At 61.3% G+C, this 12,283-nt stretch carries 12 protein-coding genes and 1 tRNA gene; 9 read left to right on the forward strand and 4 right to left on the reverse strand.

Annotated features, from left to right (window positions below; translation table 11 throughout):
* The first annotated feature begins 12 nt into the window (after window positions 1–12).
* The 6 genes from ACZ1J6_RS18920 (at window position 13) to ACZ1J6_RS18945 (ending at window position 4,977) form a co-directional block, all read left to right on the forward strand.
* The gene (locus ACZ1J6_RS18920; RefSeq protein ID WP_132269765.1) at window positions 13–1,326 is read left to right on the forward strand and encodes a cytochrome b; all 1,314 of its coding nucleotides are present in this window, start codon (window positions 13–15) and stop codon (window positions 1,324–1,326) included.
* A 28-nt stretch (window positions 1,327–1,354) separates the two neighbouring features.
* A complete protein-coding gene (locus ACZ1J6_RS18925) occupies window positions 1,355–2,167 on the forward strand; it encodes a cytochrome c1 (RefSeq protein ID WP_431567107.1) in 813 nt (270 codons plus the stop codon).
* Between the two features lie 92 nt (window positions 2,168–2,259).
* A complete protein-coding gene (locus ACZ1J6_RS18930; protein WP_465127745.1) occupies window positions 2,260–2,796 on the forward strand; it encodes an adenine phosphoribosyltransferase in 537 nt (178 codons plus the stop codon).
* 124 nt (window positions 2,797–2,920) lie between these two features.
* Window positions 2,921–2,994: transfer RNA gene (locus ACZ1J6_RS18935), tRNA-Gly, on the forward strand.
* A 166-nt stretch (window positions 2,995–3,160) separates the two neighbouring features.
* Window positions 3,161–4,423: a tyrosine-type recombinase/integrase gene (locus tag ACZ1J6_RS18940; RefSeq protein WP_465127746.1), complete on the forward strand. Its 1,263-nt coding sequence runs from the start codon at window positions 3,161–3,163 to the stop codon at window positions 4,421–4,423.
* Between the two features lie 203 nt (window positions 4,424–4,626).
* Window positions 4,627–4,977, forward strand: coding sequence for an antitoxin Xre/MbcA/ParS toxin-binding domain-containing protein (locus ACZ1J6_RS18945; protein WP_465127747.1), 351 nt, complete (start codon window positions 4,627–4,629; stop codon window positions 4,975–4,977).
* Window positions 4,978–5,623: 646 nt separating this feature from the next.
* Here ACZ1J6_RS18945 and ACZ1J6_RS18950 read toward each other — a convergent pair.
* The 4 genes from ACZ1J6_RS18950 to traA form a co-directional block, all read right to left on the reverse strand.
* Window positions 5,624–6,001, reverse strand: a complete 378-nt coding sequence (locus ACZ1J6_RS18950; RefSeq protein ID WP_465127748.1) for a hypothetical protein — start codon at window positions 5,999–6,001, stop codon at window positions 5,624–5,626.
* A gap of 299 nt (window positions 6,002–6,300) precedes the next feature.
* Window positions 6,301–6,909, reverse strand: coding sequence for an outer membrane protein (locus ACZ1J6_RS18955; RefSeq protein ID WP_465127749.1), 609 nt, complete (start codon window positions 6,907–6,909; stop codon window positions 6,301–6,303).
* 546 nt (window positions 6,910–7,455) lie between these two features.
* Window positions 7,456–8,151, reverse strand: a complete 696-nt coding sequence (locus ACZ1J6_RS18960) for a DUF6118 family protein (RefSeq protein ID WP_465127750.1) — start codon at window positions 8,149–8,151, stop codon at window positions 7,456–7,458.
* A 9-nt stretch (window positions 8,152–8,160) separates the two neighbouring features.
* Entirely contained in the window at window positions 8,161–10,986 is a 2,826-nt protein-coding gene (gene traA, locus ACZ1J6_RS18965; RefSeq protein ID WP_465127751.1) for a Ti-type conjugative transfer relaxase TraA, read from the reverse strand.
* A 171-nt stretch (window positions 10,987–11,157) separates the two neighbouring features.
* On the opposite strand from traA, the gene ACZ1J6_RS18970 reads away from it, so the two are divergent.
* From ACZ1J6_RS18970 to ACZ1J6_RS18980, 3 genes are all read left to right on the forward strand, one after another.
* Entirely contained in the window at window positions 11,158–11,484 is a 327-nt protein-coding gene (locus ACZ1J6_RS18970) for a conjugal transfer protein TraD (protein ID WP_465127752.1), read from the forward strand.
* A gap of 16 nt (window positions 11,485–11,500) precedes the next feature.
* Window positions 11,501–11,713: a conjugal transfer protein TraD gene (locus ACZ1J6_RS18975; RefSeq protein ID WP_465127753.1), complete on the forward strand. Its 213-nt coding sequence runs from the start codon at window positions 11,501–11,503 to the stop codon at window positions 11,711–11,713.
* Window positions 11,714–11,793: 80 nt separating this feature from the next.
* Window positions 11,794–12,192: an excalibur calcium-binding domain-containing protein gene (locus ACZ1J6_RS18980; protein WP_465127754.1), complete on the forward strand. Its 399-nt coding sequence runs from the start codon at window positions 11,794–11,796 to the stop codon at window positions 12,190–12,192.
* Window positions 12,193–12,283 lie beyond the last annotated feature (91 nt).

Genomic DNA, 12,283 nt, shown 5'->3' on the forward strand with positions numbered 1-12,283 from the left:
AGGATCAAGAACATGAGCTTTCCCTGGGCCAAGGAATACAAACCGAGCCATCCCTTCATGCAGTGGATGGACGACAGGCTGCCCCTGCCGCGCCTCGTCTACAACTCGGTCGGCGGCGGCTATCCGGTGCCGCGCAACCTGAACTATTTCTGGAACTTCGGCTTCCTCGCCGCGCTCTGCCTCGTCCTGCAGATCGTCACCGGCATCGTCATGGCCATGCACTACGCGGCCAATACGCAGGTCGCCTTCGACACTGTCGAACAGACCGTGCGTGACGTGAACTGGGGCTGGATGATGCGCTATGCGCATGCCAACGGCGCCTCGGCTTTCTTCGTCGTCATCTACGTCCACATCTTCCGCGGCTTCTTCTACGGTTCGTACAAGGCCCCGCGCGAGATGGTGTGGCTGCTCGGCGTCGTGATCTTCCTGCTGATGATGGCCACGGCCTTCATGGGCTACGTGCTTCCCTGGGGCCAGATGAGCTTCTGGGGCGCCAAGGTCATCACCGGCCTGTTCGGCGCGATTCCCTTCGTGGGCGAACCGCTCCAGCAGTGGCTGCTCGGCGGCTTCGCCCCGGACAATGCCGCGCTCAACCGCTTCTTCTCGCTGCACTACCTGCTGCCCTTCGTCATCGTGGGCGTGGTGATCCTGCACATCTGGGCGCTGCATATCCCGGGCTCCTCGAACCCGACCGGCGTCGAAGTGAAGACCGAGAGCGATACGGTTCCCTTCTACCCTTACTACGTAGCCAAGGACGGCTGGGCGATCGGCGTCTTCGCGATCCTGTTCTGCACCGCGCTGTTCTTCTTCCCGAACGCGCTGGGCCACCCGGACAACTACATTCCGGCCAACCCGATGAGCACGCCCGCGCACATCGTTCCCGAATGGTACTTCTGGCCGTTCTACGCGATCCTGCGTGCCTTCACCCAGGACTTCTTCTTCATCCCGGCCAAGCTCATGGGCGTGCTGGCGATGTTCGGCGCGATCCTCGTGTGGTTCTTCCTGCCCTGGCTCGACCGTTCGCCGGTCCGCTCGGGCTCGTACCGGCCGCTCTATCGCAAGTTCTTCTTCTTCGGCCTGATCCCGGCCATGGCGGTGCTGTTCTACTGCGGCGGTGCGCCTGCGGCCGAACCCTACGTGATGTTCAGCCAGATCGCGGCGCTCTACTACTTCGCGCACTTCCTGATCGTCATCCCGATCGTCTCGGCCATCGAGAAGCCCGACCCGCTGCCCTTCTCCATTACGGAATCGGTGCTGGGCCATGACGAAGGCGCGCAATTGCGCCCTGCCCATGGCGCCACCGAAGCCGTTCACGGCGAAGCGTGATCAACAGCTAGAGCGAAAGACGATAGACATGGCACGCATTCTCTCGATCCTCGTCGGGCTGTTCTTCACGGTAGCCCTGGCGTGGTCCTTCGGCAAAGGGGCCTACCAGCAGATCACCGAACCGCCGGCCGCCACCGCGGAGCACGAGTTCCACCTCCTCCCCAAGGAAGTGAGCTTCGCCAGCGACGGTGCTTTCGGCAAGTTCGACCGCCAGCAGCTTCAGCGGGGCTTCCAGGTCTACAAGGAAGTCTGCTCGGTCTGCCACGCGATCCGCCACGTCGCCTTCCGTGACCTGGCTGCGCTCGGCTACAACGACGCCGAAGTGAAGGCCATCGCCAAGGGCTTCCAGGTTCCGGTCTACAATAACGCGACCGGCGAAGTGAACACCCGCGAAGGCATGACGACCGACTACTTCCCGCCGGTGATGTACGGCGGCCAGGGCACCCCGCCCGACCTGTCGCTGATCACCAAGGCTCGCCACGAAGGCCCGGCCTACGTCTATTCGTTGCTGACCGGCTATCAGAACCAGCCGGCCGAGCTTCTGAAGAAGTTCCCGGATTCGAAGACGCCCGATGGCCTTCACTACAACCCCTACTTCGCGAACCTCAACCTCGCGATGCCGCCGCCGCTCACCGCCGATGGCCAGGTGACCTACAGCGACGGTACCAAGGCCACCAAGGACCAGATGGCCAAGGACGTCTCGGCGTTCCTGATCTGGACGGCCGAACCCAAGCTCGAAAAGCGCAAGCAGACCGGCTGGCCGGTGCTCGGCTTCCTGCTCTTCGCGACGATCCTGGGCTATATGTCCTACCGCAACATCTGGGCCGGCAAGAAGCACTGAGGCTTCCGCCAGAACCCTGAGGAAAGAGGCCCCCGCCAGCGATGGCGGGGGCCTCTTTCGTTTGTCCGCCAAGCCACCTAAGGAGTGGGGTCATGACCCTCGACGAGATCAAGGCGCTGGTGCGCACCGTGCCGGACTTCCCCAAGCCCGGCATACTGTTCCGCGATGTGACGACGCTGGTCGGCGATGGCCCCGGTTTCGCCGCGGCCGTGGAACTCATGGCGGAGACCGTGAAGGCTTCCGGCGCCGAGGTCATCGCCGGTGTCGAGGCCCGCGGGTTCATCTTCGGCGCCGCCATTGCGGCGCGGTTGGGCCTGGGCTTCGTCTCGATCCGCAAGCCGGGCAAACTGCCGGTCCCCGTCATCGCCATCGACTATGCGTTGGAATACGGCACCGACACGCTGGAAGTCGATCCCGAGGCCGTGGGAGAGGGCCACCGCGTGATCCTGATCGACGACTTGCTGGCCACGGGCGGCACCGCGCTGGCCGCCGTCGAACTGCTCCGCCGCGCGGGAGCGACGGTCGACCACGCCCTCTTCGCCATCGACCTGCCCGACCTTGGCGGTGCGGAACGCCTGCGCACCGCCGGCATCACGCCTCACGCACTCCTGAATTTTCCCGGCCACTAAGGCCGAAGCCCGTTTTCCTTCGCAACAAGTTGCAAGGAAGACGTTGACGAGGCCGGTCCTGTCGTGGCAAGCGGCTGCCACGACGCTGGACACAGTCCCTCGATCCGGACTGGCCCTGAGATGGGCGGGTATAGCTTAGTGGTAAAGCTCCAGCCTTCCAAGCTGGCTATGCGGGTTCGATTCCCGCTACCCGCTCCATTGCGTTTCTCACAAGTGCCCAAAAGGGCTCGGGAATGGCTGTTTTCCGCCATTCCTGGGTGTTATAATGTCCGGGCAGTTCCGGATATGTTCACCAACATCTCAGTCAGAGTTGGCGCCATGAATGGCCCTGCGGTTCTGTTGAGCTGTTGGAGGTACCATCGCGATGACGCGCGAATCACAAAGATCTGGTCTCTCGGCCACGGCGGTCGATCGCGCCCGCCCGCGGGAAAAACCTTACAAGCTGTCTGACCGTGACGGGCTCTACCTGCTCGTCAAGCCTTCCGGCGCCCGCTACTGGCGGATGAATTTCAAATTGCATCAGCTCCAACGCACGGCCTCTTTCGGACGCTATCCGGAAGTCAGCCTTGCGGAGGCGCGCCAGCGGCTGCTTGAAGCACGCCGGCAGCTCAAGCAGGGCATCGATCCGGTCTATCAAGCCAAGCTCAACAAAATGGCCGCCTCGATCGCAGCAGGCCACACGTTCCGGTCCGTGGCAGAGGAGTGGTTGGAGAAGATGCGGCTGGAAGAAAAATCGGCCAAATCGATCAGGAAGTGCGAATGGCAGCTGAGCCTCGTCATGCCCGATATCGGCAATCGCCCGATCTCGCAGATCACTGCGCACGAGGTTCTGCTGTCACTCAAGAAAATCGAAAGCACGAGAAAGTTCTACACTGCGACCAGCCTGCGAGCACTGTGCGGCCAGATCTTTCGCTATGCCGTTGCGACGGCGCGAGCGGAGCGGGACGTGTGTGTCGACCTGCGCGGCGCCCTCGTGACCCCCAAGGTCGTGCACCGGCCGGCCATCACGGCACCCAAACAAGTCGGAGCGCTCATGCGGGCAATCCACGACTATGACGGCGCAAAGTACACCAGCATTGCGCTGCGCCTGCTTGCCCACACGTTCGTCCGTCCCGGCGAACTACGGCATGCCGAATGGAAGGAGCTCGATCTTGACCGCTCTGTCTGGATTATCCCGCCGCACAAAATGAAAATGCGCCGCCCGCATACGATCCCACTTTCCCGTCAAGCGCTCGCAATCATCGGCGAGATCGAGCACGGGGAGAATTTCAGCATGTATCTATTCCCGGGAATGCGCTCGACCAAGCGGCCACTGTCGGACAACACGATCAATGCGGCGTTGCGGCGGATGGGCTACGAAAAGGATGAGATGACCGCACATGGCTTCCGCGCGATGGCGGCCACTTTGCTGAACGAAATGGGCACTTGGAACCCGGATGCAATTGAGCGCCAGCTTGCCCACGCGGAGCCGAATTCCGTTCGCAGGGCCTACACGCGAGGCCAGCACTGGGATGAGCGGGTTCGAATGATGCAGCATTGGTCGGATTACCTTGATCAGCTGCGGGGAGGCGCTGAGGTCATTCGCCCTGACTTCGGTCGGAGAGGGCCGAAGCTGACGCTCGTGTAGACAGGTGCAGTCCGCGGGACGCCGCATCGGGCGCAGCGCAGCGTCTGGGCGAAGGTTTGCAGCATTTTGTGTTAGGCCAAGTAGCGGCGACCAAGGTTTCGGTTTGAAAATCAAGGCGCGCTCAGGCCTCAAATGCTTTCAAACCTTGGATGCCGCCATGGGTGACGCTACGATGGGCGAAATGATTGCGTAAGGCACGTGTCATGGGTCTATTGGAGTATACCGATCACGGGCTTTTTGCTCCGAGCAAAATCGCGGCGGAATTTCGCACGACCAGCGGCGAAGTAGCTCGTTCCGCAGGCCTCGGCCGTGACGCCGTTCAGCGCAAGGAGCGGCTGCGTTCCGACAAAACCCAGCGCCGGCTGCGGGAAATGATCGAAGTCATCAACAAGGCGACCCCTCGCTTCGGGTCGAACCTTATCGCCTACGCTTGGTATCGATCTGAACCGCTGCCGGGCTTTTCGGGCCAGACCGCGATGGAGCTTGTCCAGGCAGGTAGGGTCAACGAAGTGCTCGAATACATAGATGCGGTGGATACGGGCGTTTACGCCTAGCCTACTCAATGAACTACCAAGGCAAGCTTTATAGGGCGTTGAACCCGATCTACGCGTGTGAGCCGTTTTCCGGCCGTGGCGCCGAGATCAATGGCGACTGCTTCAAACCCAAGGGAACAGCGGCTCTCGATCTCGCACGTCGTTTCAGACAGCGATCCAGGAGGCAAATCAGGTTGGGGATTTGCAACCGACGACGGTCGTTTCCTACGAGGCCAATATCAAGGGTATTCTCGACGGCTGCGATCCAGCTAAACTCGAAAAATTTGGGAGTGCCTGTCGGGTCTATCCGACTCGACATGGCGAGGTCAAATGAAGGCCTTTGAGGTGGTTCATACTTAAATTTTCACAGAGACCCTAAGGTTGCAGGAGTCAATGGCTTACTCGTGCCAAATTTTGCGGGGGCGTCACCGACTGAGAATGAAGACGAACCATCATGAAACAACAGGCCAAAAAGGTGTCGCCGTGACAGCAAACCAGATTGCTACGGTTTGAAGGGGCATGACGTGATTTCTGGTTAGCATAGGGCCTGAGTCAATGGCGGCTTTGTTGGCGTCTGACGCCGGGCCGGTTTTGAATTGAAATCTGGCAAATCTGCCATTCCAGTTTGAGACCGCCGCTGCGCGTCTTCCCGAATAGGAATGGGTGGTTAGATGACCTGCTGGTTTCTGCTGTCCCATGTCCATAGGCGGACAATTAGGAAGCAGAGAGATAAAGCCAGAGCGATGCCTGTTCCGACAATCGCCCACGTTGGGCTGTACGAAACCTTGTGCCCTGTCCAAAGAAACAGGTGAGAGGATATGACCACTGCCAAAGTGGGAAGCGTCATCCCCGAGAACCACGAAATAAATCCGGCTTTCTCTAGAATGTAGATCGCGCATACGGGAATGACCGCTGCGAAGTGGATCGGGTTGCTTAATTCGTTGGCGAAATAGCCGACAATCCACGTCGATGAAGCCCAGATGAGCAAAAGCCCCGTCAATCGAAGCCTTTTTCCATATTGTTGGGTAAGCACGCGCTCAAACATGCACGACTCAATGGCAGCTTCCGGATGAAGCTGCAACTTAGCCTTATGGCCGCCATGGAGCTCTTCCTGCTGGTCAGCTTTCCGGGTTAAATTCTTGCAAAGCTAGTCGCACGGACACCATTTTGGGTCGTTTAAGATTTCTGAAGCATTGAAAACTCATTTTCATTGCCGCGGAAGCTTGCCTATAGTCTGCATATCTCAATTTGGCGCCACGAAAGCGCCGCACGGAGGCTGAGGCTGGACGAGCGAATTTGCAATCTCGCATTCACCCCCGCCCAGCTTCAAACTAATTGCCCGGCTTAGAAGCGGAAGCCGCTGATTAAAGCTACCTGATGGCGGGAGACGCCGATGCCGCTATCTACATCATCGTAGCCGTAGTTGCCGTAGTCACTGTAGCGGTATTCGATACGAGCGAAAGTCGACTGCGTGACCGCGACTTCCGCTCCTGCGCCGAGCCGAAAACCATCAAGATTATCGTGATCTTTGTACTTCTCGCCTTCGTAGCGGATGCTAAGGTTGGCCCGTGCATTGGTGTAGCCGCCCTTGGCATAAAGCAATACGCTGGGGGAAACGTGGAAGCCGATGCGCGCGCCGACGTAGAGATCGCGGCCCGCCGAAAGCTTCCAGCGGTCGTCGGCAAACAGCAGATTGTCATAGCTCTGGTTGGTTGTCGCGCCGGTGATCTCGCCTTCAACGCCTACGACTACAGGACCAGTGTCATAATCGTAACCAAGCGTTGCGCCATACAGAAAGCCGCCTTTGCTTTCGTCCAGATCATCGTAGCTGAGATTGGTGCTGTCGTAGCCCACCACGACACCGGCCTTAACGCCGCTTGCGGTGGTAACGTCTTGCGCAAAAGCCGGTGAGGCGATCAGCGCGAGTGTCGCTGCTGCGATATGCTTTTTCAATGTAAGTCCCCAAAAAAAAGTGCCGCCGATTGTCGGTGAGCGATCCCTATTATTTGAGGCCTGCAAATCAAGCTGAATGAGCTTGGATATTTATTAAAAGTCCCGTTATTTCTGGTCGGCATCAAAATTCATCAACAATGGTCAATATTAAAATTGACGATATCCCAATGTGCCTAACCTCATTGCAGAATTTTAATCGAGATGATCTGATTGTGTTTCGCAACGGCCATGGCGCTGTTGATTGATATGCCGGCACCATGATCCTTCCGGAAGCTGCTGAATTTCGGCACCGTACTGTCTCCCTGTCTGTAGGTATTTAGGCCGTTGCGCGGCCAAAGTGGATCAATCCGTGTCGCGCCATGTTAACGCCAAAAGCTCTGCGGCAGACGTTAGCCGGACCCATTCTAAGGGCGTCAAGTCAAGGCCGCACGGCCCTTTTCGCTTCCTCTCGGCAAGGCGTCTTAGCAACGCCATCGCCTGAGTATTGATTGCGGCACGATGGATGTCCTGGGTTTGAAGCGGCAGTCCCTTCAAGACCGGCTCGTGTCACTTTGACGCGTGACCATGATCTTTGGCAGTGCGGCCCTTGCGACGCGCTGCCTTCGGCTCGCCTCTCGCTTTAATCTCCGGACTTTCGTCCTCCGCCCTTTCCATGGCAGCTTTTACCTTAATCCACCGCGCCGGATCAGAAACCTCCAACAGACGTTCGCCAGCTGCCCAGCGGTCCCGCTTGAGGATGTCCGCCGCCCGCTGCTCCGGCCACTGCCAACTCTCGGGCATCTGGCGGTCGATCATAGGCGGCACGATACCCCCAAGTAAGAAGCCTGAGATAAGGGCAACGCCAGCGGCAATCATGAGCCACTTGAACTGCCTCTGTTTCTCCAGCGCAGAACCAACGACCCTGCTGATGGATTTCGCCGCAGCATTCAGTTGTGTCTGGGCTTGATGCCACGCCGCGTGATCCGCTAGCCGTCCATGCTGCGCAGCCGCCTCGATCTGATCCGCTATTTTCTGAGGAGTCAGCGCCATCGCCGGTTTCTGCATCAGCTGGTCAACAAAGCCGCGCACGGACTCATACCGCGCATCAATCTTGGCTAGTTCCGGGCTATAGTCACGTCCGTTCACCTCCTGGAATTTGACGGCGAGGCCGTCGATGGCGGCGGTAAGTCCTGCCAGGCGCTGGCCCATGGCTTCAAACGCAGCGGCAGGATCGAGCTCTTCGGGGGTCTGGTTCTGGGGCATCCAGCCAGCCTAAAGCCCGAGGCCGCGCGAACGCCAGCGGTCTACCCAACCCTGGATTTCCTGAGATAGCGATTTTTTCTCAAAGGATCCGAAACCCATTTCGGCGCCGCGCTTGCGCAGCCGCGACTCGAGTTCAGGGTCGCGGTGAAGGCTCTTGGCGAGGTGATCGATTCGCGCCATGGCCTGCTCTTCCCCGCGCGCGTTGCCCATCTTCTGCATACGCATGAACTGCCGGGTCTGGGTCTGCCATTCGTTCACGAAGCGGTCGGCGCGCAGATCGGCCGCGATGCGAATCTCGCTTTCAGCCATCATCGCCTGGATAGCGCGCCGGGTCTGTCCCTTGCCGGCTTCATCGGCGAGTTCAGGCTCTTTCCGGATCGCGGCATAGAGATCGCGCGCGCCGTGCTCCTGCACGCGGTCGAGATTGTCGGCCGCTCTGGTCATCTCCTGATGCTGCAGACCGATCGGCTTCAGCCCTTGCTCACGCATCCTGAAGATGTCCTGCGCCGCGCGCCCATAGCGCTGCACCGCGATCTCGAGCGGCGCTGCCTGCCGCACCTGCCCAGGCGCTTTCAGCCTGAGCCCGGCGAAGGGGTCACGCCTCTCAGCGATGGCGGGTTCCGGCTCGCGCTTCTTCTCGAAGGCGGGGCCGTAATCGGAGGCCATGTCCTTCGAGCGATCACGGCTCAGCGCCCGCACCAGCTTTGCGCGGTCGGCAAAGTCGTCCTTTCCATAGTGCAGTTCGACCTCGCCCCGGTGGCGCGATAGCGCCACGTAGGCCCCGTGCCGATCCAGCCCGGGCGTCGCGAGCACCTGGACGCGGTCGACGGTCATGCCCTGCGCCTTGTGGATGGTCGCGGCGTAGCCGTGATCGACATCGGCATAGTCCTTGAGATCGAAGACGACGGAGCGACCATCGTCGAGCATGACGGCCATGCTGAAGGGCGAGACACTGCGCAGTGTGCCCAGTGATCCGTTCTTCACGCCCATGCTGCGCTCGTTACGGAAGAACATGACCCGGTCGCCCACCGCGAAGCTGCGCTCGCCGCGCTCGACCTTGAGCGTCACATCCTCGCCAAGCTCGCCGGCCTGCCGCAGGCGAGCGCGTGCTGCCTGGTTCAGCTCGCCGACCTCGTCATTGGTATGCGTGAGGATGATCCGGCTGGCTTCGGGATGCGCCTGGCGATCGCGGTCCCATTGCCCGACCAGCGCCTTTCGCGCAGCATTACGGCTCGGCGCATGATGGACATGCCCGGTCCGCTCGTAGGCCAGCAGCGCCTCACCGGTCCGCCCGGTGGCCAGATCGCGCGTGGCCTGACGCTGCCACTCCTCGCCCTGACGGCGCACTTCCATGATTTCGACGCTGCCGTGCCGCTCGGCAATGCTGCGGAAGGCGGCCCCTGCCTCGATCGCCTGAAGCTGCTCGGGATCGCCGACGAGCACGACCTTGGCACCGCGCTTTTCCGCCTCGCGGATTACCCGCTCCATCTGCCGGGTACCGACCATGCCGGCTTCATCAATGACCAGCACCGAGCGATCGGTAAGCAGCTCGCGCTCCTGCCCCCATTGCCGCTCCAGGCTGGCGATAGTGCGGCTGGCAATTCCCGAACCGCTTTCGAGGTTCTCGGCTGCGATCCCGGAGAGCGCAGCACCGTGCACCTCGTAACCTGCCGAGCGCCAGGCATCGTGGGCCACGCCGAGCATCGCGCTCTTGCCGGTGCCGGCGTAGCCAATCACCGAGGAAAGCCCCCGGTTGTTAGTCACCTGCTCGAAGGCGCCGCGCTGCTCGCCTGAGAGGACAAGCCCGCGTGCTTCGGCGCGTGCGAGGGCCTTTTCCTGGATAGCGCGATTGACGCCGTGCCGCCGGCCGGCATCGAGCCTGATGGTGGCTTGCTCGAGCCGCTGTTCGGTCTCGATCATGGCGCGGGAAGTGAAACGATCCTCGCCGCGCCCGTCCTTGCCCAGCGCGACCAGCTCGGGCGAGGAGCGGACTGCCCCCACCACCTGGTCGAACTGCTCTTTCCCGTCGCTGTGCCGGTGCACGAACCTGGCAAGGTCACGGGTGGTGAAGGTCGCCTGTTGGTGCGTGATCGCATCGAGCGCGATGGCAGGGTTGGCAAGGATCTTTTCGCCGTTGGAACGGGCAATCGCGTGATGCTCTTCGAGCCGTTCACTCTCCAGCCCCTGTCCCGCCATGCGCGAGGCAGCAGGGCCGATCTTGTGCTGCGGCTCGAGGTCGATGCCCTGGGCTTCCAACGAGCGATGATCGATCCGTGCGTCGATATCGAGCTCGGCGAGCCGCTGGTTGACGTGGATCTCCCAGGCTTCGCGCCAATGGGTGAGGAGCTCGGTGCGGTTCCACTCACGCACCTTGGGACCGAACCCCTCCTCACTCACCTCGCGCATGCCGAGCATCACATGGGCATGCGGCTTGGGGCTTCCGTCTTCTCCCATGTCCCAATGCACATTGAGATCGGCGACCATGCCACGCGCCACGAACTCACGGGCAACGAAGTCACGGGCCAAACGAATGCCTTCGGCCTGGTCGAGCTCGCGGGGAATGGCGAACTCGACCTCGCGGCACAGCTGCGCGTCCTTGCGCTTCTCGGCCGCCTCGACGTCATTCCACAGACGCTCGCGCTCGAGCCATTGTTCGGGGGCGTTCTCGGGCAGCAGGATCTCCGAGTGGACGACGCCCGCCTTGTTCGAAAAGTCATGATCGCGCTCAAGTCGCTCATCGTGCAGCCGCGAGGCGGAGCGATAGGCGGCAGCCGCCACCGCCGAAGAGCCGGCGGCGCGGGAAATGACTTTGGCCGAGAAATGGTAGATCGCCATGACGGCATACCATTTACACTGCAAAGAGCGCGTCGGCACGACGTATAAGCGCGCCCTCGAACGATTTCATCGCTCTCGGGAACACGAAATCCCAGAAGATTTCACGCTATTGTTTGGGCATGAGACTCCCGATAACTGAACTGTCCGCCTCCATCAACGAAAGGACGGACAATGCGCAAACCCCGTGACTATGATGCCGAGCTCAAAGCCCTTACCGACAAGGCGCGGCAACTTAAACTTCGCAGGATCACTCAGCTCGGCGAGCTGGTAAATGCAACCGGCGCCGATGCCCTTGCCGCCGAGGTGCTGGCCGGCGCTCTGCTCGAGGCTGCCTCCATGAGCGACGCGGCCAGGAAGGAGGCGTGGCGGGGGCGCGGCGCCGCGTTCTTTTCTGCAGGCGGCAAAACCCCTGGCGCAGGAACTGGCAACAAGCCGCGCGGCGCTGCGACGCAGCCAGGCAGCGCACAATTGCCTCTCGGCGAGCCGGGCCCGGCATGACCGCCGCGCGTGGCAAGTGAAGCGGCGCGAACGCACCCGCCAGCTCATCGAGCTCGGCGGGCTTGTCGTCAAAGCCGATTTGGTCGAGCTGACCGACGACGACCGTGCCGTGATCCTCGGCCTGCTGGTCGAAGCGGCAGCCAGGCTGCGCGGCGAGGATCGCGACCAGGCGCTGACGCTATGGCGGCGGCGAGGACTTCGGGCGTTTAGCGATCCGTTAGGCAGTTAGCGGCAAAACCAGGTTCGGCGCCTCGGCGTGCGCGCGTAGCCGCGCACTCTCGAGGGGGCGAACAGCGGGGTGGAAGACCGATGGCAAAAGACAGGCCGTTTCGAGCGATCCCAATTGAGCGCGGCCGGCGGTTTCGGGAGCGTCGCCTCATTAGAAAGCGGCAGACGAATGTCGGTAAAATCTGCTCGTGGTTCATGCTCGCCGGGCTTGTAGGCGGGGGCGCTGGGTACATCAGCCTGCACGCCGGCGACATCGGCAATGCCGCGGCGCGCCTGCTGCCGGAAGGCCGCTCCTCAGCCGCCCCTGACAGCTGGGTCTTCTATGCCGATTGCGACGCGGCGCGCGCAGCCGGCCAGGCGCCGATTCATGTTGGAGAGCCGGGGTACCGCGCCGAGCTCGATGCCGACGGAGATGGCACTGCTTGCGAGCCTTATCGCGGTCATCTTTCGCATCGGCGCAGGATGCGCTTTCACTTCTAATCGGTGTGCAAGCGCGACTTCCCAGATACCTGTCCGAGGCACGCACAATCGGCGCGATCCAGTCAGTCCTTGGCCTAGGGATTCCCGTCTG

The sequence above is a fragment of the Novosphingobium sp. BL-S-21 genome (assembly GCF_055521655.1).